This is a genomic window from Variovorax sp. RCC_210, assembly GCF_041355175.1.
Taxonomy (GTDB): Bacteria; Pseudomonadota; Gammaproteobacteria; order Burkholderiales; family Burkholderiaceae_C; genus Variovorax.
The window spans coordinates 14,333-39,467 of the sequence record NZ_JBFUPJ010000019.1 but is presented as its reverse complement, the minus strand read 5'-3'; the positions used below and the strand labels follow the sequence as shown (position 1 = coordinate 39,467).

Here is a 25,135-nt window from a genome sequence, read left to right as displayed (position 1 = left end):
GCCACACACAGCCGGCCGACGGCGACTCCGCCCGGCCACAGGCTCATGCGGCCATGGCCGGGGCATGCCTGCGGACAGCCGAATTCATCGCCTGTTGCGCACTGCTCAACGCTGACTCGATGACAAGCGATCAGGCATGCTTTTCAAGCCGCGGATCCGCCAAGCGAGGACGATCTGAAAACAACAAGAAGTAGGCAAGGTTTCCGAACGTCGCGGCACCGAGTCCTACGACCACGAATGGCACCAAAAAACACGCTGCGCTGCATGCATCAAACCCGCTTTTCAAGACCTCTCACCAGCTTTCGCACAGTCCGGCGCGGGCTCGGCGGCACTGTCGCATGCGCCGGGCTGTTGCTGCTGATCCTTGAATCCATCGATCTTGCGCAGTCGAACTCGCCCCTGGGAGCAGCGTTGACGGGCGGCAGCATCGCGGCGCTGGCCACTGCGCTGGGCACCGTGCCGGTTCTTCTCTCGCATCAATTCTCGCAAAGGGCGTACGACAGCATGTTGGGCTTCGGCGCGGGCGTGATGCTCGCGGCGAGTTCGTTCTCGCTGGTCATTCCGGCGCTCGCCGCCGCGAAGTCGCAAGGCGCGGGCCCCTGGGGCAGCGGCGCAATCGTCGGCGGCGGGGTGTTGCTGGGTGCATTGGCGCTGCTGCTCATCGATCGGCTCGTGCCGCACGAGCACTTCGTCAAAGGCGTCGAAGGGCCAGAGTCGCGCGCGCTGAAGAGGGTGTGGCTTTTCGTGCTGGCCATCGTGCTGCACAACCTGCCGGAGGGGCTGGCCATTGGCGTCGCGTTCGCTGGCACAGACCCCGTCGGCGCGACAGCGCTGACCACGGGCATCGCGATTCAGGACGCTCCCGAAGGGCTGGTGGTAGCGCTGGCGCTTCGAAGCGTCGGCTACGGCCGCGGCACCTCGGTGGGGCTCGGTGTGCTGTCCGGCCTGGTGGAGCCGATTGCGGCCGTGTTCGGCGCGGCGATCATCGGGCTTACCGCCGGCTTGCTGCCCTGGGGCCTGGCGATGGCAGCAGGTGCGATGCTGTTCGTCATCAGCCATGAAATCATTCCCGAGTCACACCGCAGGGGACACGAGGCGTATGCGACAGGCGGGCTGATGCTCGGCTTCGTGCTCATGATGGTGCTCGACACCGCCTTGGGATGAGCGCTGTGGCTGCCGCACTGCAACACCGAATCCTGACGCTCGGCACGGACGGCGTGACGCTGCATCTCGTCACCGCAGGCCCCGCTGACGCACCGCTGGTGATCCTACTGCACGGATTCCCCGAATACTGGGGCACGTGGCGTCGACATGTAGATACGCTGGTAGACGCTGGCTGGCGCATCGCCATTCCCGACCAGCGCGGCTACGGCGAATCATCGAAGCCAGAAGCCGTCACCTGTTATGCGCTCGATACGCTCGCCGACGACGTGATGGGCATCGCGCGCCACATGGGTGCCTCGCGCTTCAGCCTCGTCGGCCACGACTGGGGCGGCATGGTCGCATGGCACCTGGCCGCTCGCGAGCCCGAAGTGATCGAACGGCTGGCGATCCTCAATGCGCCGCATCCCGCGAGCTTTCTCCCTTTTACCCTGACGCATCCATGGCAGATGCTCCGCAGCACCTACGTGGGCTTCTTCCAGTTGCCCTGGATCCCCGAAGCCTTGCTTCGGGCACGCGACTTCGCGCTCCTGGAAACCGCGCTCACGCGATCGGCCCGACCCGGCACCTTCAGCGATGTCGAACTGGCCGGCTATCGCACAGCGTGGTCCGCGCCCGGCGCATTGCGCGCCATGCTCAACTGGTACCGCGCGATGCCGCTGGCCCAGCCGCTCGCCACGCCCGTCCAGGCACCCGTGCGCATCGTCTGGGGCGATGCGGACAACGCACTCGAGCCCGGCCTCGCCGACGCGGCGCTGCGGTATTGCCTTGATGGTCACGTCGTCCGGCTACCGCGAGCTTCGCATTGGCTGCACCACGAAGAGCCCGATCAAGTGAGTGCGCTGCTCGCGGATTTTCTCCGCGAGGGCAAATCCGCGACGACGAAATGAACATCCGCCAGGACACAAAAACATCGCACTCTGCGGATCAAAAAAGGACTACACGCAGAGTAGCGCGGCGCACGCAGTTTCTAGATTTTCAACCACCAACCCACAGGAGTCACCCATGCCAATCAAGTCTGTGAACGACCTTTTCGTGCACGAAATTTCGGACACGTACAACGCCGAGAAACAAATGACGCGATCTCTCCCCAAGCTCGCGCGCGCCGCCACGGATCCCGAGCTTTCGCAGGCCTTCGAAGATCATCTGCAGGAAACGCGCACCCAGGTCGAGCGCATCGAACAGATTGCGGAGGCCTGCGGCTTCAAGATCAAGCGCATCAAGTGCGACGGTATGGAAGGCCTTGTCGAAGAAACAATGTCGCTGGTCGACCTGATCGGCAAGGGGCCCATCCTCGATGCAGCGCTCATCGGGTCCGCGCAGAAGGCTGAACACTACGAGATTGCCGGCTACACCTCGCTGTGCCTGCTGGCGCAGAAGCTCGGGTACGCCGAGGCCATTCCATTGCTCAAGGCCAGCCTTGAGGAGGAACAGGAGACCGACCGGCGCCTGGGCCTGCTCGCCGAAGCGGCGCAGATCGAGGAAGCCGTGAGCTGAAAGAAGGCGGAGTCCGGGTTCATGTTCGACTGCTATCAGGGCGACGGCTACGAATTCAGCATCCGCTTGCCCGATCGGCGACGCATCCTAGTGCACGTGACGCGTGCGGCGCTGGAGTTCCTCGGCGGCGGCTCACCGGTGGACCAGCTCTCGGTGCTCGTGGAGTGGATGGACCGGCTGCACGAGCGTGCCCTCCTCATTCACGCACAAACCGGTGCCGAGCAGGTCGTGCTGGAGCCGGAGGATCTGGCCGACGTGGAAGGCGCCGGCATGCCAAGGTCGCGCACGCTTCATTGACATTCGCTGCATGCCCGAGCACCTCCAAGTGCGGCGCTGCGCGCAGGCAACGCAGCGGATGTTCAAGATAGCAGCGGCGAATAGCCCCGCACGCCGCCAGTCTGCCCAGAGAGCCTGGGGGCAGAAGCGCCCTGGTTGCCCATGCGGGCGAGCGCCAGCGCCTTGGCCCAGCACCGCCCCAGGCGACGCAGGCCGCTGTGGGCAGCGCCAGCAGCAAAGCAGGCCGGCGCCGGCCGAGCTGCCGGCACAGGTCGGTGAGACAGGTGTACCGCGCAACGGGCCGGAGTCCGGCAAGTGGCGATCGTCCGGCTGCCAGCGGGCCGCGCCCTGAAGAGTGTCCGCACGCCATCGACTACATCCTGCAAATGCACTGGCTGCAGCATCTGGCGGTCACCGCCCGGCTACGTCAGCAGCGACATCACCGCGAGCGCGGCGAACAACCGCGCACTCTCCCCCGTCCTCGCCATGCACGAGGGACGGCTCCCCGCCGCGGTCGCCACGCTACATTGGCGCAGCCGCCCGTCGGCCCACTGCTTGCTGCGGTGATAGGCGCTGGCGGCCTCCTCGTCCGCGCCGAGCGCCGAAACCTCGATGACAGCGCCACAACCGACCCTGTCGCAGGCCCGCGAAGAGCACAGCGGGTCCGCGGTGGTGGACGGCGTCGAACCCGCCCACATGGCATTCGTGCAGCACGCCCACAGCGTTGAACCAAGTCGCCAAGCCTCAGGTGCGGCATCCAGAACGACACCAGCGGCACTTGCCCGAGGTCGGCGCGCAGGCGGCGTGGGCGACTGCGGCCAGTTGGCACAGGAGCGCCGCGGATGGGTCTCGCGCGGCACACAGCAGTCGGACGCCCTGCCGCGCCAAGAGCCTTCCCGAGCGTTGCCGGGAAAGCCGGAAGCGCCGGCGATCACTCTCATCGAATTCACGAGCGCAAGGCCGGCGCCTCAATGCCGCCCGCGGTGGGCGCGGCGCACCTCGCCGCCGGCACGAGCGCGAAGACGGCGGATTCCGCTGCCGCTGACCGCCCAAACAGGGGGGTGCTCGAAGCCCGCCGTCAGGCGCTTGAGCGTGTCGTACAGTGGATGGCCCAAGCCACGGCCGAACTCGCCAACGCGGCAGGCACCGGCTGCTCGGGACGCCGCTTCGCATCGAGCCTTGCGTACAGCACCGCTCGGAGCGCCGCTGCGCCGTGGTGTATGCCAGACCGACGACCGTACAGCACCGACGCGGCCGGTTCGCTCTTAGGGCTTCGCGGCCCCAAAGCCTCTGGCTGTTGCATTGGTGAGTGCGACGCTGCTGCCCGCCGCACAACGGACCGCAAACCGCGCGCCCCAGAGTGCATGGTCTGCTTGCGAAAGCCCGGCACTGACCCCGTGCGCACAGCATCGGCCACCGCAAGCGGCGCTCGCCGGGCAGAGATGGCGCGCGGCTGCGACAGGGCACTCTACTTCTTCGCGGTGCTCGCCGCCAGGCTTTGCGCGTGCTGCAGATGGCCCTGCACAATCGGCAGCATCTTTCCGGCCAAGGCCTTGAGATCGGCATCCTTGGCCTCGGCCTGGGTCTTCTTGAGCAGTTTCTCGGTGGCCTGGTGGTCGCCTACGCCGGCCTGCTTCACATAGCGGCTGTCGAAGGTGTCGCCACTGAGCGCTTTGAGTTCGATCATGACGACCTTGTGCTTCGCATCGGGGCCGTCGGGCAGTTCGGTGCCTGATGCCGACGCAAGAGTTTTCACGTCGGCCAGGCCCTTCGTGTGATCGTCGACCATCATCTGGGCAAATTTCTTGATCTCGGGATTCGATGCTTTTTCGATCGCGAGCTTGCCGGTTTCGACCTCCGCGATGTTGGCTTGGGCAATGTCCTTGAGCAACGCGGCATCGGACTTTTCAAGCTTGCCGGCGGCCCACACGGTCGAGGCCGACAGCAGCGAGAAAGCAATGGCGGCGGTGGCGGTGAGGTGGCGTGTTGATCGTTTCATCTTTAGAGCTCCAGGTGGTTGAAAGAGCCGGCAGACTCGCACGCGCATCTCGGCCTCGGTTGTAGGAAAAGGATCAAAACCGTGTGCCCTAAATTCCGGTGAGAGCCCAGCGCGGGACTTCGCCTTCTCAGCAAGAAAAGAGCATTTGTGGGGCGATGCCGATGCGGCGCAGCGCAGCTGCGGCGCAGGTTGGCCGCGCGTGCGGTCCCGCCGCACGTTGCACGTTGCACATCGCGCAGAAAAGCAAGAATTCGAAAAGGCCGTCGCCCAGGCTGCAATGCGGACTGGGCACGCCGATTGCCATTGCAGAAGCTTCCCAATGTTTCTTTCAGAACAGGCAGCTTCCATGAGAAAAAAAGTGACGTCCAAAGAACTCCGCGTGGCCGAGTACTACGACCTTCTGGAACTTCTTTCACGTCGGCACTTGCCGGTCGTGTGCTCGGGAGCGGAGGACATCCACCGCATCCTGGCGTTGCGCAGCGCCTCGCTGGTGGAAGCCCTGACGGAGCCGCCGGAAATGCTGCGCACTGGCGAGCGTCGCATCGGGCGTGCCATCGTCACAGCCATCACGCCGGAAGGCCGCACCGCGCTGGCCCGAAACACCCGGGCGCTCCCCGCATCACATCGCGCATAAGGCGCAAAAGGGCGCGAGAACGCGCCATGCCGCACTGACCGCGAAAGCACTCGTCCAAGACCGCCATCAGGCGACGCGCCCTCAGAGTCGCGCAATGGCCGACTTGAGTTCCTCGATCGACGCTGGCTTCGGCAGATGTGCATCAAAGCCCGCCTCGAGCGCTCGCCGTGCATCGGTGCGGCGGCCATAGCCCGACATCGCGATGGAGCGAAGCTCGCGCGTCGCCACGTTGCGCCTCACCTCCGCGATGAGCTGAAAGCCGTCCATCTCCGGCATGCCGAGGTCCGACACCAGGAGGTCGTACTGCTTCGTCCGCAACAGCGCCAGCGCCTCCTTGCCGTTCTCGGCCGTGTCGACGATGGCCCCCTCCAGGCGGAGCACCTCGGCAAAGGGCGCGAGCGCGTCCGCGTAGTCGTCCACCGCCAGGACGCGCCAGCCCTTGACGTTCACGCCAGCCGGCGGCGCATCGTCTTTCAACGCCTGGTCGGCACCGAGCAGCGGAAGCCACACGCTGAACGTCGCACCCTGCCCGGCACCCGCGGAGTGGGCCTCCACGCGGCCGCCGTGGGCAAGCGCCAGTTCGTACACGAGCGCCAGGCCGATGCCCAGCCCCCCATTGGGCGATGCAACAGCTTCGGCCTGGTTGAACATACCGAACACATGAGGCAGGAACTCGGGCGCAATGCCGCATCCGGTGTCGGTCACGGTCAGCCGCGCAAACCCGTTCTCCGCAGCCACGCGCACGGTGATGCGCCCGCCGTCTGGCGTGAACTTCGCAGCGTTGCTCAGCAGGTTCCAGGCGATCTGCTCCACGCGGACGCGGTCGCCGTTGCAGATCACATCGGCCTCGCAATCCGCATCGAGGACGATTTTCTTGGCCGGCACGTTGGCCACGGCCGCTGCAGCCGCGGTCTGGACCAGTTCACCCAGGTCCACCGCCACCCGGTCGAGCCGCAGCTTGCCGGTGCGGATGCGAGAGAGATCGAGCAGGTCGTTGATGATGCGGCTCTGGCTGGCGACGGCGCCCCGGATCGCCTCGCCCAGGCGCTGCACCTTCGGGTCGCCAGCGACGCCCGGCAGGCGCATGAGCAACTCGGCATTCATCTGGATCAGGTTCAGCGGCTGCTTGAGTTCATGCGACATCACCGCCAGGAAGCGGTCCTTCAACTCGTTGGCGAGCTGCGCATTGAGGCTGGTCTTCTTCTCTCTCACCAGCCGGTGCTCCTGTGCCAGTTCAAGCTGCTTGGTGCCCGTCATGTCGCGGCCGATCTTGGCAAAACCGCCGCCCGCGCTCGCCTCCAGCGCCGTCATCACGCCGCTGCAGAAAAAGCGGCTTCCGTTCTTGCGCAGGTGCCAGCGATCGTCCTCGGCGCGCCCGGTTTCTGCGGCGCGGCGCATCTCCTGTTCGGGGATACCTTGCGCCTGGTCTTCCGGCGTGAAGATGCTGGCGATGGGGCGCTGCAGCATCTCTTCCTCGGCGTAGCCGAAGATGCGCTCCGCCCCGCGGTTCCAGGTGGTGACGAGCCCGGTGGGGTCGGTGGTGATGATGGCGAAGTCGCGCGTGGTGGCGGCCACCATGCGCAGGCGCTCTTCGCCGGCACGCACCTGCGCCTCGGCGGCCCTCAGGTCAGTGATGTCGAAGAAGTTGAGGATGGCGCCTTCGATCTTGTCGTCTGCAGTGCGGTACGGAAGGATGCGCGCGACGTACTGACGTCCGTCTGCGCTGGTGACGTGCCGCTCCACGGTGCGCAGGTCCTTGAACGCCGAGTCCGTGTCGTCGGCCAGCTCGGGATAGTCCAGGCGGCTGGTGATGTCGAACAGAGAGCGGCCCAGGTCGGTCGGAATGAGGTTGAACAGCCGCACCGCATCGGGCGTGTAGCGCTTCAGGCGCATGCCGCGGTTCACAAATATCGTGGCGATCTGCGACGACGAGATCAGATTCTGCAGATCGTCGTTGATGTTGCCGCGCTCCTCGACTTTGACCTTGAGCTCGTAGTTGACAGTCACGAGCTCCTCGTTCATCGACTGGAGCTCCTCCTTGCTGGTCTCCAGTTCCTCGGTGGCCGACCGCAGTTCCTCGTTGATGGCCTGCAATTCTTCATTGGAGGCCTTCATTTCCTCGGTCGAGGTTTCAGAATTCTCGATGGTGTCCTGCAGGTGCAGCTTGAGCTGGCGTATCTCGTCCTCCAGTTGCGAGATGAGCAGGACGCGCGCGGAGTCCCCCGACTCCGCTGTCAGCAGCGGCATGCTCTCCTCGACCTCGTCGAACACCACGAGCACCAGACCGGGCGGCCCCGCCTCCTGCGGCAGCGGTCGCACCGTGATATTCAGGAAGACCTGCTTGCCGTCCTGCTGGCGCTGCACGATACGCGTTTCCACGCTGTGCCCGGACTGGGCCGCCTTGAGAAGTGCGGTACGAAGTTCGATCCGGATATCCGAGCGAACGTTGTTCAACAGGTTGTTCGAAGGCTCACCGCTGGCCCGCTCGAGAAAGCGGCCCACTCCGTTCGACAGATGCAGCACCTCGTGCTCGGCGTTGATCAGCACGCTGGGCGGCGAGAACTGCTCGATGGCGCGCTGGTGCAGTTCTGCCGTGTCGGGTGCGCCGGATGCGCGACGCCCAGCGCCGCGCGGCGGCTCAGCGTGCGAGCCGGGCGCCGCGGCGGATGGCGACTCGCTCATCAGCGGCATGTGCCGCCCCCCCTGGAGCGCTGGGTTGACGCGGAAGATACGGCTCTTTTTGTCGATCGGGGTGAAGAGGTTTGCTGCCGCATCGGTCGATTCGGAGGTTCCCATGAACAGGTAGCCGCCAGGGCGCAAGGCAACGCGGAACATTTCCAGCACATGGGACTGCGCCGAGCGGTCCAGATAGATCAGCAGATTGCGGCAGCACACCAGATCCAGCCGCGAGAACGGGGGATCGCGCAACAGGTTGTGCAGAGCGAACAGCACCGGCTCGCGCACCGCAGTCGAGACGCGGTACTGGTCCTGGTCCTTCACAAAGAACTGCCGCAGCCGGGAGGCAGTGACATCTCCCGCGATGCCCTGCGCATAGGTGCCCTTGCGCGCCGTGGCGATGGCCCGCTCGTCGATGTCGGTCGCAAAAATCTGGATCTCAAGCGCCTTGGATTGCAGGTCGGCCTGCTCCCGCAGCAGCATGCTGAGCGAATAGGCTTCCTCGCCGGTCGCGCAGCCCGCCACCCAGACGCGCACCCGCTCGCCCGGCTGCTTGGACTCGATGATGCGGGCAATCACCTCGCGCTCCAGGGCCTCGAAGGCGTCGCGGTCGCGAAAAAAATTAGTCACGCTGATGAGCATGTCCTGCAACAGGAGCGGCGCTTCCTCGGGGTGTTCCCGAAGAAAGTCCCTGTACGAGGGCAGATCGGTCAGCCGGTTGACCTGCAGCCTGCGTTCGATGCGACGCAGCACCGTCGCGCGCTTGTAATGCGTGAAATCGTGGCGGGTATAGCTGCGCAGGGAAGCCATCACGTCCTGCAGCGCTTTTTCGGCCTCTTGCGAGGCGCTCGGTCCCTCCGGCTCGGAAGCGAGGGTGCCCATCTTGCCGGCGTCGGGCAGCTGGATCTGGCGCGTGCTTTGCCAGATGTCGATCAGCCGCTGCGGCATCTCGACAGCGGGCAGGACGAAGTCAATCATGCCGGTCGCGATAGCGGCGCGCGGCATCCCGTCGTGCGCGGCGTCATCAGGCGCCTGCGCCACGGCGATGCCGCCACGCTCCTTGACAGCCGTGAGGCCCACGGCGCCGTCACTGCCAGTGCCCGACATCACGATGCAGACCGCGCGTTCCTCATGCACTTGCGCCATGGTACGGAAGAACACGTCGATGGCAACGTGTCCGCTCGCGGCGCGCTCACCAGGCGTTGCGCGGAGATGACCGTCGTTCATGGTCAGTGTCACGCCCGGCGAAATGACGTAGACGTGGTCTGCCTCGATTGGCACGGACTTGCCGACCTGCCTCACCGGCATGCGCGTCGAGCGCTGGAGGATTTCTGCAGCGCTGCTCTTGTGCTCGGGCGACAGGTGAAGGATCACCACGTAGGCCATGCCGGACGTCGCGGGCATCTGCTCGAAAAACCGGATCATCGCCTCCAGGCCGCCAGCCGACGCGCCGATGCCGACCACCGGAAATCTAAGGTGGCTACGCATCAGGCGGGAAGGATGGGGATCCTTCAGGGAAGGCGTGGTGGATGATGCTCGAGAGGGCATGATGTCTCGTTGCGGAATGGGGCAGAGCGCCACGGGCAAGCCGGCGCCCCGCTACGAAAAAACGACACCGGCTGTTCGGCGACTTGCTCCCGCTGATTGTAGGAATGTCCGCCGGAGGGTGCTCACGGCCCTCTCAGCGACGAGCCGTGAGTGCCGCGGTCCTCTGCCGGCGCTCCCGTTGGTCGTCGTTCGCCGACGGCAGATTCACCTTCGGGACAGTGACGGACGCGGCGTCGTTTGCGGGAAAAGACTCTTCCACCCCGCTGTCCAGCGCTTCCTCGCTGGCGGGCTGCTCGATGGGTTCGCGGCCTGGAACGGCCGGCCTTCCGTGGTTCTCGGAGGTGGGAAAATGAAAGGGCCTTTGCGTTTTCGATTCTGTGGTCATGTGGCTCTCTCGACGATGTTTGCCGTTCTACGGTCATAGGAGTGGCGCTTTCAAGGCGCAGTGCCTCGGGGAAGCGTGTGGCAATCCGCATGCCCGCGCGCCGAGGGCCCGTGGACCCCTCCAGGGCCACGTCGCCGGGCGCGCCGCCCCGGCCCGGCTCGGCCCGGCTCGGCCCGGCTCGGCCCGGCTCGGCTCGGCTCGGCTCGGCTCGGCTCGGCTCGGCTCGGCTCGGCTCGGCTCGGCTCGGCTCGGCGCTAGCCTGGGTACATGCTTTAAGACTCGATTCCCTCTCCCTTTCTTGTCGGCAAAATCGCACATGCTCCGCTTGCGTCGAAAAATCGGCGTACTTAGTTCCACTGTTGCATCCGCTACGGATCGTATTGGCAGGCGCATTGCCTCCTAGAAAGCCCGCGCGGCGTAGGGCACGACGCAGTACCGATGGACCATCGCCCGAACCGCATCACGTCATGAGGGGTGGCGCTGTGCACTGCAGCCGGCACGGCCCGGCGCCACCCCGGGCTCGAACAGACGCCTTCAAGCAAACATCAGGCGGCCGCAGCACGAACGTGGCGACCATGCGGAGTGCCGCGCTGCAGTGCTGGTGGACGGCGGGATCGATGACGGCCGGCTTGCGCTGTCGCGCGTTGACGCCGACTTCGTCGCGTACGCGGACCACAGGGGTACGTACACGCCGCGAAGGACGGGCCTGTCGCCTTCGCTGACACGGTGCCGGACTGCGCCCGGTGAAGCGCCTGCGCGGGAACGCGCGGCGCGCGTTGCGGCGCAAACTGGTGTACCGCGCGCGGGCCGCCATCATCCGGGGGAGCCGGCGGCAGTTGGCGCTATCGCGTGGAACGCGGTCGCCCGACGCGACCTGGGACGGGCAGGCACCGCGCCTGCGCTCGAACATGGCCTTGTCGATTCGCGCGGCAGCCTCGGCGCCCGGCTCGATCGGATCACGAAGCACAGATAGACGACCGCTCGCCGTGCATCACAAGCCGCACGCGGTGCTGCCGCATTCATCCGCCACCAATTCCTCGCGTCACCTTGCCCGTGCCATTGCATTCCGGGCAGGTGGCACCACCGAGGCCGCGGCCGTTGCCGCCGCACGTCGGACACGGCGCCTCGCCGGTGCCAGGCGTGCCGGGCGCGGCCTCGTCGCCCTCGCGGCGCGCCGGCCGCGGCTGGGACGTGGACGCCAGTTCCACCGAAGCGCCCGGGTCCTCCTCGCCGGCGACGGACTCGTTGAAGGCACCGGGCTTGAGCTGGCGGATCGAATCCTTGTTCATCGCGTTCCCTTTCTGAGAAACATAGGCGGGCAGAGCATCGGCCTCGCTCCGACATGCAGCGCAAGGTGGCGTCCAGACGTCGCGTCGGAGACGGCCCACATCCGTCACGGGCTTGCCGATTGCTGGTCTATCGCCCACCATGACCTCCGCCGCGCCCCGACGAAGATCGAAAGAAAGCAAGTGCCTGACAACGACGTTTGCATCGCGCTTCCTGCGCAATGGAACCTGCAGCGCAACTGCGCAATGTTCCAGCGCGGGTTCATGCTGCACATCGGGGGACGGGCATGATGTATGCGGAGCGGCGTGGCCAGATCCATTTCTGGTTGTCGCTCGCAAGCCTCAACGTGGGCTTCGTTCCACTGCACTTTCTGGGTCTGGTGGGCATGCAGCGCCGCTATGCCGACTATCCGATGCAGTTCCCCGACTTTAACCATCTGGCCAACATCGGTGCCTTCGTCTTCGGGCTGGCGCAGGCCTACTTCCTGTTCTTCATCGCGCTGCCAGCCATGGTCAAGCGTGGGCACCCGGCGCCGGCCAAGCCATGGGAAGGCGCGGAAGGGCTTGAATGGGAAATCCCCTCTCCCGCGCCCTTCCACACCTTCGCGACGCCACCAAAGCTCGATCACACCGCTACACGGATTGTGGGCTGACCCTGGAGCGCCGAGGCGCAGTGCGACGCCTCAGCTGCCGTCCTTGGACGGCGGCAGCTTCTCGCCGATCTCCACGATCTGCGAGGCGTGCGTACCGATTCAGGCCTTGCTGCGTTCTTGGTCGCGCAGCAACATGATCTGGTCGTGGTTGCGCTGCGCGCCCTCGGCTTGCCGCTGCACCAGTTCAAGCACATCCGGCGGCAGCGCCGCGTTCAGCGCCTTGCGGTAGCGCGCCACCGCGGCGTCTTCACCGCGCTCGCATTCCTCAAGCATCGAGAGCGCGCTGTCGGCGCCCAGCGTGCCCTTCACATGCACCCAACCGCGGTGCATCGCGCCGCTCACACTACCGCCATCGTCGGCCTTGCCGCCCAGGCGGCGGATCGTCCGCGCGAGTTCGTCAGCGGCGGAGGCGCATTGCGTCGCGCGGTCCTGAAACAGCTGCTTGAGCTGCGCGGAATCGACCTCGTGAGCGCAGGCCTTGAAGCCGTACTCGCCGTCGCGCGCGTTCTCCAGCAGGTCGTCGAGCACGTCGATGACGCCGTCGGTGTCGTCCTTGGCGCCGGTGACGCCGCCGGTGTCGACGGTCCCCGACTTACCGACAGTGGTGTAGGTAGGCATGGATCTGGCTCCTTGAAAAGTATGGTTGCGAATATCTGAATGCAATGGGCTCGTCCGGTCATCCGCATGCCCGTCGCGCTGCACGGCGCCAGCCGGAGTGCGGCACATGTCGTCTGCCTGGGAACGGCGTCGCAAGTCGTTTCCGGCACGAACAATTTGCAGCAACGCTGGGACTGTGAAGGCCTGGGGCCCACCGTCGCGGACACACGGGCACTGCGAAGACCAAGCGCGCGCTCGCGCTGTCGGCCGGCGCTCGCCTGCTCGCCCACCACCGCGAGCTGTTGTCACATGCGCGCTACCGCCTAGATATGGCCTTGCGCACGGTGTCGGGCTCCCAAATTCCGGCCCGGGAACAGCCCGCCTCCGCGGTGATCGATCTTCGGACCTCGGGTGGAGAATCTCACACCCTCACACCCTCACACCCTCACACCCTCACACCCTCACACCCTCACACCCTCACACCCTCAGACACTTGGCGGTTGTGCCGGATTCCACGCGGTGTTCACACGGTAGTTGGAGCTGCACCTGCTGCGCACGGCCATTCCTCGAGACGAAGCATTCGCCTTATGTGGTCAGGGCGGCGGCGCGCCGTAAAAGGCTTTCGGCCGCAGGCTCTTAGCCCGGGCCTTGCGTGCCTCCTCCGGGGTGAACTCGTGAGCGCGGCCAAGTTCGTGCGCGGCGCGGCCGCCCTGGCGGGCGATCTCGCGCCGGCGCTCGGGGTCCATGCCTGCAAAGCCTCGCCCGGGTCGAGGACGGTCGTGGTCGAAGGTCGTCATGTGCTGTCTTTCAGGTGTCCGCGCGTGTCCGCGTGGCGCTGGTCCGGGCTATCGCGCCCGCCTTTTCCGTAGGGCAATCGGCATGCCCGGAGCGCCCATGCGCGGCGCGCAATGCATGCCGGAGGCGGCGATGGCCCCGCCCGCCAACGCTGCCGCAAGCTGGTCAGCCCACGGACTCGGCGCGCGCCGCGCACAGCCTTCACCAGGCCGGTGGCCTGGTGTGCCTCGACCTGAACGTAGTCCGAGCGTTCAGCGCCGCGCTCGAACTCTGCGCAATTTGCGAATGCACAGCAACGGCTAGCTGTCGAGTTGCATTTGGTTATTCCCACCAAGTCGGGAAGCTGGAGGCTTGTAGCCCAAGGCCGAGTGCGGCCTCCTGGCGTTGTAGTAGCTCAGGAACACAGGCAACCATGTTGCGCGTTCCTTGCTGTTGGCCCAGACGCGGCCATAGGCCCACTCGCGCAGACAGGTCTGGATGAATCGCTCGGCCTTGCCGTTGGTCTGTGGGCGGTAGGGCCTGGTGAAGGAAGGTTTGATGCCCCAGGCTTGGCAGGTCCTGGCGAACAGCTGCGAGCGGTAGGCCGGTCCGTTGTCGGTGATCAGGCGCTTGATGGTCACGCCCAAGGCCGCGTAGTGAGCCACGGCGGCCTGCAGGAACGCCACGGCCGAGCCCTTGCGCTCGTCGTCGTGCATCTGTACGAAGCCCGCTCGCGAGTGAATCGTCGATGGCCACGTGAGCGAACTCCCAGCCGGCGCCGCGCGTGGCATCGCGGCGATCGCCCGTCACACGATGGCTGGGCTGCACGATGCGCCCGAGCTTCTTGGTGTCGATGTGCAGCAGCTCGCCGGGCGCTTCCCGCTCGTAGCGACCGATCGGCGCAACAGGGTCGAGTGCCTTCAAGCTGGACAGCCCCAGGCGTGTGAGCAGGCGGCTGACCGTGGACACGCTGCGCCCGACGATGGTGGCGATACGTCGCATGGGCATGCGCGAGCGGCGCAACTGCTCGATGCGCTCGTGCAGCGCGGCGTCCAGGTTCGTGCGCGTGCGGGCCGGGCGAGAGCTGCGATCGTGCAAGCCCTGCACGCCGCCTTCCAGGAAGCGCTTGAGCCACTTGCGCGCGGTGCGAGGGCTGACGCCTGCCGCCTCGGGGGCAGGCATCAGCCCCACCCCTGCGATGCGTTCGACAAGCAACTTGCGACCTTCCAATGTCAATCTGGCATTCTTTTGGCTGTTCATCCGGCGGGATTCCTCTGAGATCCTGAAGCGTGGTAACTCCAGTTACCCAGACCCATTCGGGTGACAACCTATTGAGACATCACAACTAGCGCGCGATCAAGCGTGTCCCAACAAGCGGTGCCGCCCTCGCGCCGCCCCCCTGCGTACGGGCCTCTCGTTCCGGCGAACGCCCGCTTCGGCCAGCCGGCCGTGTTGGGCCATGCGTGAGCGCACGCCAGCCCCGGGCCGTCAAGAGCGGGATGTCAGCGCTGAAGCGGCGCAGGCAAAAAGCGCCTTCCGATGCGGGCGTTGCGAGCGGCATACATGCCGCCGCGTCGTCGATCACTTCGTAGGCATCGCACACTGGGCAGCAGCGAAGCACGCCTTCCTCCAGCCTCTCGCGCACGTGCGGCTGGCCCGAGGAATGTCGGTCAGCCCGGTGGCGACCAGCAGTTGCCTTGCCGCGAGCGCCGGCAAAAGCCGGCAGGCAAAAGCCGTCCCCGCCCAACTCGGCGCTTTCCACGAACGCGCCGATCCGGCCCGCCGGGAAGCGGCAGACCTGCGCCTGCAGCATGCCGAACACGGGGACGCCAGCGATGCCATCGCCAAAGCCGGGGTGGTCGTACGACGTTGTACGACTTGCGCGACGCGAATTTGCCCTGAATCGATCAGGGCCACCAAGCGCCGAAAGCGCGCAAAGTCCCCGGCGCGAGCAGGCCTGCCGGGCCGGCAGCGACCGCGATGGCATCGTGCATGCGGTCGGGGCTTCGCTGCATGGCCGGCCGGGTCACAGATCTGGCGGCAGGCGCACTTGCACAGGATGGTCCTTCTCGTGCCGTTCCTGGCACACGACACAGCGTGCGGCAGCGGGCAGCGCTTGGAGGCGCGCGCGCGCAATCACGCTGCCGCAATCGATGCAGCAGCCGAATTCGCCGTTCGCGAGTCGTTCGCGCGCCGCGGCAATGTCACGCAGCTCCGCCATGTCGCGCTCGGCTTCAGCATAGCGCAGGCCGTTCTGCAGGCGCTCGTCTGCAATGTCGACGCGATCGCCGGCAGGCGCGCGCACGCTGTCGCTCTCGGCTTCATCGCGGCCGCCAGGCACCTCGGCAGCGGCGGCGCGCAGGTCGGCCGCAAGCACGGCTTCGCGCGCGTCGAGCGCCGCGTCCCAGTGTGCGCGTTCGTTGTCGATGGTCGTCGGGTTCATGTGTCGCCTTCTTCTTTCTGCATCGCCGGAGGAACGGGGCGCGCCGGCGGCTTGCGCTTGTGCGCGCTCGCCATGTAGGTCTTGACGATGATTCGCTCGGCTGCCGGATCGACGGGCCTGCCTTCGAGGAAATCGTCGATCGTCTGGTAGTCCACGCCGAAGGACTGTTCGTCGGGACGCAGCGGCGCCAGCGTCTCCAGGTCTGCCGTGGGCACCTTGTTCACCAGGTCGGCGGGCGCGCCCAGAGCGAAGCCCAGCAATCTCACGCGCCGCTTCGAGAGCCCCGCGAGCGGCAGAACGTCCGCCGCGCCGTCGCCATGCTTCGTGAAGAAACCCATCAGCGCTTCGGCCGCGTGGTCGGTGCCGATGACGAGCCCGCCGCTTGCGCCGGCCATCGCATACTGCGCCACCATGCGCATGCGCGCCTTCACGTTGCCCACCAAAAAATCTTCCGCCGCCGGGTCGCCCATGTCAACGCCTGCGGTGCGCAGGGCTTGGCGCATCGCCTCGACGCCGACGCGAATGTCCAGCGTGTGCACCTTGTCGGGTGCAATGAAATCGATGCAACGCTGCGCCTCGGTCTCATCGCGCTGCGTGCCATACGGCAGGCGCATGGCGACGAATTTTGCCTGCCCGCCCTGCACGCGCAGGCGAGTCACCGCGCGCTGTGCGAGCGCACCGGCCACCAGCGAATCGACACCGCCGCTGATGCCCAGCACGTACGCAATGCGGCCGCTGTCTCGCAGATAGCGCGCGAGAAAGTCGATACGGCGCTCGAGCTCGCTCTCAGCCTCGAACTCCTGCTGCACCTGCAATTCTTGCAGGATGTCCTGCTGCGAAATTTGCGTTGTCATTGACGGCTTTCCTGGTGGTAGTGAACGATGCGGCCGAGCGCATAGTCGGCGCTGGCCTCGCGGATCTCGTTGCGCTCGCCCTCGAACACGCGTGTCTCGGTGAACTCTCGCGGCGCTCCGCCACCGTCGCGGAACACCCATGCGTAGCACTGCGTACCAGGGGCGATCTCAGGGTCGGAATCGTCGGCCACGCCGGTGTTGGCAATGGCCAAACCCGCATCGCTGTGGCGCAAGGCGCCGCGCGCCATGGCCAGTGCCACCGGCTCGCTCGTGAGGTTGTTGCGCTCGAGCACTTCGGCGGGCACGCCGAGGCAGCGCCGCTTGGCTTTCGGGTCATATACCACGAAAGCGCATTCGAGCACTTCCCCTGCCCCGGGTGCGGCGGCCAAGCGCGAGGCGATGAGGCCCGCGGTGCAGGACTCGGCGGTCGCCACCACGAGGGCGTGCTCCTTCAGATATTGGACAGTGCGCTGGTGTTCTGCGCCGCTCGGATCCGTTGGCATGGTTCGCGCAGGCTCTCGGCTGCATCTCCCTGCAAGTTGCTGTTGATGGAGGCGTTCAAGCTACGAAGGCCAATCATGGCCGCGTGTCGGACGCGGCCTTGTCCGGCCGGGAGTGTGAACGCACGCAGCGTCGATCACACCCCCAGCATGTCTGTTCGAACGTGTCCAGCCAAGGGGGCATGCCGCTTGCCGCGATGTCGGCGGGCGCGCTGTGCCCATCGAGCCGCGTCTTTCATCTTTCTCAGCTTTCATTCATCCATCCATCACCAGTCACGAAGGAGTCTTCATGTTCTCTCACAACAAGCGTCTCCAATACACCGTTCGTGTGAGCGAGACCAATCCTGGTCTTGCGAACCTGCTGCTCGAACAATTCGGCGGACCGCAAGGCGAGCTCGCCGCAGCCTGCCGCTATTTCACACAGGCCCTGGGCGACGACGACCCGGGCCGCAAGGACATGCTCTTCGACATCTCTACAGAGGAACTCAGCCATCTGGAGATCATCGGCACCATCGTTGGCATGCTCAACAAGGGCGCCAAGGGCCGGCTCGCCGAGGGAGTAGAGGAAGAAGGTGAGATGTACCGCACCATCACAGGCGCGGGCAACGACAGCCACATCACGCAGGTGCTGTACGGCGGCGGGCCGGCGCTGGTCAACTCGGCCGGCGTGCCATGGACGGCCGCCTACATCGACACCATCGGCGAGCCCACGGCCGATCTGCGCTCGAACATCGCGGCTGAGGCTCGCGCCAAGATCGTCTATGAACGGCTCATCAACCTCACCGACGATCCGGGCGTGAAGGAGGCGTTAGGCTTCCTCATGACGCGTGAGATCGCGCATCAGAAGTCGTTCGAGAAGGCGCTGTACGCGATCACGCCCAACTTCCCGCCGGGCAAGCTGCCGGGCGATCCGCGCTTCACCAGCGTGTACTTCGACATGTCCAAGGGCGACCCCGATCTGCGCGGCCCCTGGAACCAGGGCGAGCGCTGGGACTTCCGCACGCTCGCGCAAGGCGATGCGTCAGCGGACGGAGGCGACGGCCTGGCCACCGTGGAGCTCAACGACGCCGAAGCGCCAGTGGTGCAGCAGATGGTCGCGCGTACGCAGTCCTACCGCGACGGGGATCCAACCACCGGCGCAGAACTCGGCATGGCCGAGCAGCCCGCCGGCACGGCCACGGGCCCCGAAGGCCTGGGCGCCGAGAGCCAGCCGCTGCGGTGAACGACGGCATCGATGCGCTGGACGAGCGCTTCACCGAATTGCTCTCGGAGTGCCGCGCCAGCGGCGGCCTCGCGCGCGATGACGAGATCGCCGCGCGCGTGACCGCCCGACACCCGGGCGGCTTCGTCTGGCTCGCACGCCACATCGCAAGCCGCGAGCTGCTGTTCTTCCGCTGGCGGGATGCACTCTGGTTCCCGGTGTTCCAGTTTGTCCGCACAGACATGTCGCTCAGGCAAAGCGTGGCGCGCGTAGCCGGCGAACTGGCGGGGTGGACCGACGATTGGGAACGCGTGCACTGGTTCGTACGACCGCACTGCGCATTGGCGCACCGCACGCCGATCGAGCTGGTCGACGCGCAACTGGACCGTGTCGTTGAAGTAGCGCGCATGGAGCGGTATCTGTACAACGCATAGCGCGCGGCCCCGCACTGATCGCCGCCAAGCCTCGAATTTCGCCGGACTCGGCGCCCTCAGCGCGAGACCTCGCAGCGCGGTGCTCACCGCCGCGAGCTGGTTGGCCTGGTCCTCGCAGCCTGCGGCCGAGGACGGATTACTCGCGTGTACCTCGGCGAGCCGGCGCAGGATGGCTTCCTTCCCCTGCAGCGCCCGCAGCCTGCTCCACAGCGCGGAATCAGTCACCGGCTCCTGCGCGGCCGCCAGACTGCGCAGTGCCGAAGGGGCGGTGAAAATGGCCCGCTTGCCGGCGCCGGCGCCGACACCGACACCGACACGGTCGCCGGCCTGCGCGATCCCTAGCAGCACTGCCGCCATCTGCGCGCGCGGCACCACGTGGTCGGCATGAACCACCGCCAAGGCCGAGCGCGGCATGCAGGGCTCGTACGCGTCAGGGGGGGTCTGGACTACGACGGTGCCCCCGCAGTCTTTGATGGCACGCAGGCCGGCATTGCCGTCGTCCAGCATGTCCGTGAAGACCACGCCGATCGCCCGCGGCCCCAGCGCCGCGGAGCGAAACAGAGGATCGGTGGAGGGGCGCGCATGGTGCTCCTTTGGACCGCAAGTGACGCGGATCACACCGGCTTCGAGCAGCATGTGTCGGTCGGGCGGCGCGACGTAGATGGTTCCGGTCCCGGGCACGTCTTCGTCTTGAGCTTCCACGGCCAGTTTCGACCCCTTGGCATTGAGCAGCATGGCGAACTGGCTGCGGTGCGCGCCGATGTACTGCACGAAAAGTATGGGCAGCTGAAAGTTCGGTGGCAGTGCTGCCGGGAGTTCCAGCATTGCGAACACGCTGGCGGCGGAGGCGCCGATGAAGATGGCGCATTGCGCCGGCGAAAGAGGACGGTCCGCAGTGTCCGTGGGGGTCATTGTCCGATGGTGCGAGCGGGAAGTACGGCGCGGGAGGGCAGAGCAGGCATGCACAAAACCGAAGCAACGGGATGCCCACCCGGCCGCCCCGGTCGCCGAAGGACCGGCGCTCGCCTGCCCCGGCAGGCGCGCAGCACGCGCTGCAGATCGCGGCGCCGCAGGCTTGATCAAGTGCTCGTCGAAATCGATCGCGACCGCGGCAGCCGTGTCGTCGGGCTGGCCCCAGCCCGTGGCGGTGACAATGAACATGTCCAGGCCCCATCGCTCCGCGCGGATGCGACGCGCACCCTTGTGCCCGTCCAAACCGCGCATGCCGATATCGAGCAACGCCGCGCCCGGGCACAGCTGCCGCGCCATGCGCAGCGCATCAACGCCATTGTGCACGCTCTCGACCGTGAAGCCCGCCATGACCAGCATCTGTGCCATGCCCCGGAGCGCGTAGACGTTGCCGTCCGCAAGCAGCAGCCGCAAGGCCCAGGGCTCTTCGGTCGCGCCCGGCGCCGGCAGCCTGGCGGCGGACTGCGCCTTGCCCAGCGGAATACGCGCGGTGAAACGGCTGCCGCGCCCTAGGCCCTCGCTCTCGCTGACCACCGCGCCGCCGTGCAGCTCGACGATGTTTCGCATCAGCGACAGCCCGATCCCCAGCCCGCCGGCTGCCCGGTCGTGCGCGCGCTCTGCGCGAACATCTCGCACATCGCGTCGAAGGCGCCGGGCTCCAAGCCGATGCCGTTGTCGCGTCCCCTCGAAGACGGCATCGCGCGCACGTCGGCGCGCACCGAAAGCACGATGCGCCACCGAGCGGGCGCGTAACTGAACCGCTGGGCGCGGGCTCCTCGCGCTGGGGCAACGGCTGCTCAGGCGGCAGATGCAGTCGCCCCTTGCGAGCGCCCAGTGGACCTCTGCCGCTGGCAGTGGGCGCCTGCGGATCTTGCGCGACGGTCAACACGCCGCACTCATTGACCCGTTGGATCCTGGCCGCACCCTCGCCGTTCGAGCCCGGGAGCACCGCGGCCATGGCTCGGGATCCGTGGTCGTTCGCCAGCGTGCGAAACAACCGAGTCGACCAGCAGTATCGGCCGCCTCGCGAAAGCGGGGGCGCCGGCTCGATAATGTCGCCGCGCATGTCCGCGCCGCGAAAAAAGCGTGCAGCCCCTCAGCGCCGCATTGAGATACCCCCAGCCACGTCACCGGCAGGCGTCCGGAGGCGCGGGATGGAACTGCGTCACTGTCCCGGCCGCGTATTCTTCGGCCCGCCGGGCGTCACTGCTGGTATTCCTTGAGCCGGTTGTAGAGCGTCTTCATGCTGATGCCCAGCAGCGCCGCAGTGCGCTCCTTGTGGCCGCCGCAGCGCTCGTAGGTGGCAAGAATCAAGCGCCGCTCCACGTCCGCGAGCTGCGTTCCAACTTCGACCAGAATCTGCCTGTCGTCCGCTTCCAGCGCCGCTGGTTCGCTGTCCGGCGAAAGCGTGAGGTGGCCAGGTGAAAGCGGAGAATGCCGGGCCGCGCGACGCGCCTCTTGCGGCAATTGAGGCGCCTGCGCAACTTGCATGTCGCCCCGGGGCGCGCCTCGGGACCGCGCCGCCTCTTCAGCGGGCAGCCATTCCTCGTCGATGACAGAACCCGTCGCCATGACCCACGCACGCTGGACCACGTTGCGCAGTTCGCGCACGTTACCGGGCCATCGCCAGGCAGCCAGCTGCAAGAGCGCGCCGCTGCTGAAATGCTTGGCATCGCCCTCGGCGCGACCCAGCTCCTGGAGAAACTGGGTGGCGATCAGCGCCACGTCTTCGCCGCGCTCGCGCAGCGGCGGCAATGCGATAGGAAACACGTTCAGGCGGTAGAGCAAGTCTTCCCGCATGCGACCGCTCGCCACCGCGGCCGCGGCATCGCGATTGGTCGCCGCGATCACGCGCACGTCCGTCTGTTGTACCTGCGTGGAGCCCACGCGCATGAAGGTGCCGGTCTCCAGGACCCGCAAGAGCTTCACCTGCAGCTCCAGCGGCATCTCTGTCACCTCGTCCAGAAACAAGGTGCCGCCATGCGCGCGTTCGAAGAAGCCCTGGTGCTGGCGCTCCGCGCCGGTGAAGCTGCCGCGCTCATGGCCAAAAATTTCGCTCTCGATCAGGTTGGGCGACAGTGCACCGCAGTTCACAGCCAGAAAGAGTTCGTCCCGGCGACGGCTCATGTCGTGCACTGCGCGCGCCACCAATTCCTTGCCCGTGCCGCTCTCGCCGTGGATGAACACAGTGACCGAGGTGCGCGCCACGCGCGCGATCTGCCGATACACCCGCTGCATGCCCTGCGAGCGTCCGATCAGGTGGCCGAACCGGCCGGTCTCGCGCCAGCGCTCTTCGACCTCGTCGAACTCCGCGCGCAACTGCGAGGGCGCGATCATCCGCGAGAGCAACCCCTTCAAGTGCTGGGGATTGACGGGCTTCACCAAGTAGTCCGAGGCACCCAGGCGCATCGCGCGAATGGAGGTTTCAAGGCTTGCCTGACCGGTCATGAGAACGAGCACCGTGTCGCTGAGCGCCTCGGCGTGGTTCTCCAGGAGATCGAAGCCGTCGCCATCGGGCAGATGCAGATCGAGCAACAGAAGATCAGGGCGCTGCATGGCCATCAGTCGGCGCGCGGCGCCTACCGATCCGGCACACATCGCCGAATGCCCTTCGCGCGCGACAAGCGCCGACATCATCCTTGCAGAATCTTCGTCGTCTTCAACAATCAGTGCATGGCCCACGTTGTTCCCTAACAAATGCTGCCGCGCGTCCTGCACGGTATTTCTTTGATCCCTTAGCACATGGTCGACACGTGCGGGGCGACGCGCCGACGGTTCAGTTGTTGAACCTGCGTGAGAAATCATGCAGTCGCTGCGTCAGCGAATTCATACGTTCGATCTGGCGGGCGAGCACATCCGTGGCCTCGCGCCGGAGTTCGGCGTCCTCGGTGGTGCGCAAAAGCTCCATCGCCAGGGCCATCGCGCCCAGGGGCGCCCGCAGGTCGTGATCGAGCTGCCGAACTTCGAGGGCCCGGCGCGCGAAGCGCGCACGCAGATCTTCATACCGTTGCCCGCTGGAGGGGACCGGCGTGGGTTCGCGCAGCAGGCGAGCCCCGACCCACCCCCCCGTGATGCCTGCGATGCCCGCGAGCACGCCAGCGACGGCCGCAAGACGCGCTGGCGTGCGCTGCCCGCCCTTGATTTTTTTCATGGGCGCAAGTTTCCATCAATGCCCCCCGGTTGTCAGCTGCGGACCGACAGCACGTTTTGCAGCAAGGCGTTCTGATCGCGGCGGCGCAGGCTCAGATATGTGCACCTAAGCATTAACTTCCGGCAGCTTTCGTGCCGATTGCCGCTGGCACGACCATTGCGCGCGCATCGATGCCCCCCGGAAGTCCGGGCGCTATGGAGAACCATGAGCAATTCCCTTGTCCTGCAGACGCGCCAAGCACAATCCACCGTCTTCTCACCGCGCCTGCAGCAGGCCGTGCGGCTGCTGCAACTCTCTTCCCATGACTACACACAGGCACTGCGTGATGCCGCCGAGCTCAATCCCTTTTTGGAAGTGGACGAGGTGCCCTCGATGCCGTGCGCGGACGGCCGGCTTGATGACCCAACCGAGCCTGCGCCGCAGGCCGACGCGTACTCTGATGCCATGGCCGATGAGGAGGCAGCGGCCGCCTTCGACCGCATCACGGCCGCCCCGCCCGCCGGCGCGCAGCACCTGTCGCACGACGAGAGCTTCGACCTGATGCAGCGCGTGGCGTTGCCCGACTCGCTGCGCGCGCACCTGCACGCGCAACTCGGCGTGCTGCGGCTGACCGAACGGGAAAGCGCCTTCGCGTGCGCCATCGTCGAGGCGCTGGACGACGACGGTTACCTGCGCATCTCGTTCGAAGACATCGCCTTGGCGCTCGGCGAAAACCCGAACGCGGCCGAGCCCGAACTGCGAACCGCGCTGCTGCGCGTGCAGGCGCTCGAACCACTCGGCGTCGGTGCCCGCAACGTGCCAGAGTGCCTGTGCCTGCAGCTCGACGCCATCGCGCAGCCTGGCGTGCGCACGCTTGCGCGCCGCATTCTCGAAGCGCACATCGACCTGCTCGCCTCGCAGGACTATGGCGACATCGCGCGTGCCCTCGGTGCTCCGGTGGCGGAGGTGCAGCGAGCGGCGGCCGGCATCCGGCGGCTGGATCCGCGGCCCGGCTGGCGCCATGGGGAAACTGGTTCGCGCATCGTGGTGGCTGACGTATCCGTGAAGAAGGTGCGCGGCGCATGGCGTACCACCCTCAATGCGCACGCCGTGCCACGCGTGAAACTCAACACGGCCTGCGCACAGCTGCTCGACGCCCAACGCGGCGAGCAGGCCGGCGCGCTCAAAACCTATTTGGATCAGGCTCGCTGGATGATCGGCACCGTGGCGCAGCGTGCCTCCACCATCCTGGAAGTGGCGCGCGCCATCGTCGCGCGCCAGCGGATGTTCCTCGAACACGGCCCGCTTGCCATGAAGCCGCTCGGACTCAAGGAGATCGCAGACGAGGTGGGGGTGCATCCATCCACCGTTTCGCGCACGGTGCACAACAAATACATGGCCACGCCAGCGGGCGTGTTCGAGTTGCAGTATTTCTTCTCGCGCGGACTGCAGCACACAGCGGGCGGCGCGAGCGCGCCAGTGGCGATGCAGCAACTGATCCGCGAGCTCATCTCGATCGAGTCGCCGACAGAGCCGTTGAGCGATGCGGCACTTGCGCGCCAGCTTGCGCAACAAGGTTTTCACATTGCGCGCCGCACCATCACCAAATACCGCCAGACGATGGAAATCGATCCGGTCGAGCGCCGCCGGGCGCGGGGCGCGCAAGGCGGCCGGCCTGCGGCGGCCTGAAAGCGCCCGCTCCTCTCTCACTCAGTTCATTGCCAAAGCCATGTGCCTCGAATTCCTTCAGCAACTCAGCCACGGCAAGGCGCCGCGCACGCTCACCGAGCCAGATGAGATCAACACCCTGCTGGTGCTGCGCGCGGCCGGCTACGTGGCCGCGTTCACGCTGCGAAGCTCCCAGAACGGGGAGTCTCGCGAATGGGGCCGTTTCCTCGCGATCACGCCCAGGGGGCGCGAAGCGCTGGCTGAGAGCGCGTCCGAAGCCAATTGAGCAGCACGAGGCCGGACGACGGCAGGTACTGGCTGATCAACTAGAAGGCAGAAATGAAGATGGCTTCCATCGAGACCGCCGTCGCAATCACCACGGGCCTCGGATCGAAGAGCCGCAGCGGCAGCCAGCCCAGGTTGGTGACGCTCCAGCCGCCCTACAACAAG

At 66.5% G+C, this 25,135-nt stretch carries 21 protein-coding genes and 3 pseudogenes; 10 read left to right on the top strand and 14 right to left on the bottom strand.

Features of this window, described 5'->3' with window-relative positions; genetic code table 11:
* Positions 1-264 precede the first annotated feature (264 nt).
* The 4 genes from AB6807_RS34835 (at position 265) to AB6807_RS34820 (ending at position 2,955) form a co-directional block, all read left to right on the top strand.
* A complete protein-coding gene (locus tag AB6807_RS34835) occupies positions 265-1,164 on the top strand; it encodes a ZIP family metal transporter (RefSeq protein ID WP_371088118.1) in 900 nt (299 codons plus the stop codon).
* A gap of 5 nt (positions 1,165-1,169) precedes the next feature.
* On the top strand, positions 1,170-2,051 hold the full coding sequence (locus tag AB6807_RS34830) for an alpha/beta fold hydrolase (RefSeq protein WP_371088117.1): 882 nt from the start codon (positions 1,170-1,172) through the stop codon (positions 2,049-2,051).
* A gap of 115 nt (positions 2,052-2,166) precedes the next feature.
* Positions 2,167-2,658 (top strand): ferritin-like domain-containing protein, encoded by a 492-nt coding sequence (locus AB6807_RS34825; RefSeq protein ID WP_371088116.1) that lies wholly within the window; start codon positions 2,167-2,169, stop codon positions 2,656-2,658.
* A gap of 21 nt (positions 2,659-2,679) precedes the next feature.
* Positions 2,680-2,955, top strand: coding sequence for a hypothetical protein (locus AB6807_RS34820; RefSeq protein WP_371088115.1), 276 nt, complete (start codon positions 2,680-2,682; stop codon positions 2,953-2,955).
* A gap of 1,447 nt (positions 2,956-4,402) precedes the next feature.
* Here the strand turns inward: AB6807_RS34820 and AB6807_RS34815 are convergent.
* Positions 4,403-4,981, bottom strand: a complete 579-nt coding sequence (locus tag AB6807_RS34815) for a DUF4142 domain-containing protein (RefSeq protein WP_371088114.1) — start codon at positions 4,979-4,981, stop codon at positions 4,403-4,405.
* A gap of 271 nt (positions 4,982-5,252) precedes the next feature.
* On the opposite strand from AB6807_RS34815, the gene AB6807_RS34810 reads away from it, so the two are divergent.
* Entirely contained in the window at positions 5,253-5,567 is a 315-nt protein-coding gene (locus tag AB6807_RS34810) for a hypothetical protein (RefSeq protein ID WP_371088113.1), read from the top strand.
* 81 nt (positions 5,568-5,648) lie between these two features.
* Here the strand turns inward: AB6807_RS34810 and AB6807_RS34805 are convergent, their stop codons facing one another.
* From AB6807_RS34805 to AB6807_RS34795, 3 genes are all read right to left on the bottom strand, one after another.
* Positions 5,649-9,731, bottom strand: a complete 4,083-nt coding sequence (locus AB6807_RS34805; RefSeq protein ID WP_371088112.1) for a CheR family methyltransferase — start codon at positions 9,729-9,731, stop codon at positions 5,649-5,651.
* A gap of 193 nt (positions 9,732-9,924) precedes the next feature.
* Positions 9,925-10,176 carry a hypothetical protein gene (locus AB6807_RS34800; protein WP_371088111.1) on the bottom strand — a complete coding sequence of 84 codons (252 nt, stop codon included), beginning with the start codon at positions 10,174-10,176 and terminating at the stop codon, positions 9,925-9,927.
* A 1,019-nt stretch (positions 10,177-11,195) separates the two neighbouring features.
* Positions 11,196-11,465: a hypothetical protein gene (locus tag AB6807_RS34795; protein ID WP_371088110.1), complete on the bottom strand. Its 270-nt coding sequence runs from the start codon at positions 11,463-11,465 to the stop codon at positions 11,196-11,198.
* 278 nt (positions 11,466-11,743) lie between these two features.
* On the opposite strand from AB6807_RS34795, the pseudogene AB6807_RS34790 reads away from it, so the two are divergent.
* Positions 11,744-12,115: pseudogene (locus AB6807_RS34790) on the top strand (cbb3-type cytochrome c oxidase subunit I); the annotation flags it as partial.
* Between the two features lie 99 nt (positions 12,116-12,214).
* On the opposite strand, the gene AB6807_RS34785 reads toward AB6807_RS34790, so the two are convergent.
* The 6 genes and pseudogenes from AB6807_RS34785 to AB6807_RS34760 form a co-directional block, all read right to left on the bottom strand.
* Positions 12,215-12,733, bottom strand: a complete 519-nt coding sequence (locus tag AB6807_RS34785) for a PA2169 family four-helix-bundle protein (RefSeq protein ID WP_371088109.1) — start codon at positions 12,731-12,733, stop codon at positions 12,215-12,217.
* Between the two features lie 572 nt (positions 12,734-13,305).
* Positions 13,306-13,509, bottom strand: coding sequence for a KGG domain-containing protein (locus AB6807_RS34780; RefSeq protein WP_116912666.1), 204 nt, complete (start codon positions 13,507-13,509; stop codon positions 13,306-13,308).
* Between the two features lie 297 nt (positions 13,510-13,806).
* A pseudogene (locus AB6807_RS34775) lies at positions 13,807-14,746 on the bottom strand (IS481 family transposase).
* Positions 14,747-15,512: 766 nt separating this feature from the next.
* Positions 15,513-15,929 carry a TraR/DksA family transcriptional regulator gene (locus AB6807_RS34770; RefSeq protein ID WP_371088108.1) on the bottom strand — a complete coding sequence of 139 codons (417 nt, stop codon included), beginning with the start codon at positions 15,927-15,929 and terminating at the stop codon, positions 15,513-15,515.
* Positions 15,926-16,783 (bottom strand): ammonia-dependent NAD(+) synthetase, encoded by an 858-nt coding sequence (nadE, locus tag AB6807_RS34765; RefSeq protein WP_371088107.1) that lies wholly within the window; start codon positions 16,781-16,783, stop codon positions 15,926-15,928. The genes AB6807_RS34770 and nadE overlap by 4 nt, the downstream gene beginning before the upstream one ends.
* Positions 16,780-17,220, bottom strand: coding sequence for a CinA family protein (locus tag AB6807_RS34760; protein WP_371088106.1), 441 nt, complete (start codon positions 17,218-17,220; stop codon positions 16,780-16,782). The genes nadE and AB6807_RS34760 overlap by 4 nt, the downstream gene beginning before the upstream one ends.
* A 352-nt stretch (positions 17,221-17,572) precedes the next feature.
* Here AB6807_RS34760 and AB6807_RS34755 point away from each other — a divergent pair, with 352 nt between their 5' ends.
* Positions 17,573-18,505, top strand: a complete 933-nt coding sequence (locus AB6807_RS34755; RefSeq protein ID WP_132748954.1) for a manganese catalase family protein — start codon at positions 17,573-17,575, stop codon at positions 18,503-18,505.
* Here the strand turns inward: AB6807_RS34755 and AB6807_RS34750 are convergent.
* Complete coding sequence (locus tag AB6807_RS34750) at positions 18,394-20,454, bottom strand: chemotaxis protein CheB (protein WP_371088105.1); 2,061 nt, start codon at positions 20,452-20,454, stop codon at positions 18,394-18,396. The two genes, AB6807_RS34755 and AB6807_RS34750, sit on opposite strands and share 112 nt — an antisense overlap.
* Between AB6807_RS34750 and AB6807_RS34745 the strand changes: the two genes are divergently transcribed.
* A complete protein-coding gene (locus AB6807_RS34745) occupies positions 20,431-20,640 on the top strand; it encodes a hypothetical protein (RefSeq protein ID WP_371088205.1) in 210 nt (69 codons plus the stop codon). The two genes, AB6807_RS34750 and AB6807_RS34745, sit on opposite strands and share 24 nt — an antisense overlap.
* A gap of 118 nt (positions 20,641-20,758) precedes the next feature.
* Here the strand turns inward: AB6807_RS34745 and AB6807_RS34740 are convergent.
* The 3 genes and pseudogenes from AB6807_RS34740 to AB6807_RS34730 form a co-directional block, all read right to left on the bottom strand.
* A pseudogene (locus tag AB6807_RS34740) lies at positions 20,759-20,953 on the bottom strand (chemotaxis protein CheB); the annotation flags it as partial.
* Between the two features lie 137 nt (positions 20,954-21,090).
* Entirely contained in the window at positions 21,091-22,569 is a 1,479-nt protein-coding gene (locus tag AB6807_RS34735) for a sigma-54-dependent transcriptional regulator (RefSeq protein WP_371088199.1), read from the bottom strand.
* Between the two features lie 94 nt (positions 22,570-22,663).
* A complete protein-coding gene (locus AB6807_RS34730; protein WP_116912656.1) occupies positions 22,664-23,038 on the bottom strand; it encodes a histidine kinase dimerization/phospho-acceptor domain-containing protein in 375 nt (124 codons plus the stop codon).
* A gap of 204 nt (positions 23,039-23,242) precedes the next feature.
* Here AB6807_RS34730 and rpoN point away from each other — a divergent pair, with 204 nt between their 5' ends.
* Together rpoN and AB6807_RS34720 are read left to right on the top strand one after the other, a co-directional pair.
* Positions 23,243-24,706 (top strand): RNA polymerase factor sigma-54, encoded by a 1,464-nt coding sequence (gene rpoN / locus AB6807_RS34725; protein ID WP_371088104.1) that lies wholly within the window; start codon positions 23,243-23,245, stop codon positions 24,704-24,706.
* 40 nt (positions 24,707-24,746) lie between these two features.
* Positions 24,747-24,971 carry a hypothetical protein gene (locus AB6807_RS34720; RefSeq protein WP_116912654.1) on the top strand — a complete coding sequence of 75 codons (225 nt, stop codon included), beginning with the start codon at positions 24,747-24,749 and terminating at the stop codon, positions 24,969-24,971.
* Positions 24,972-25,135 lie beyond the last annotated feature (164 nt).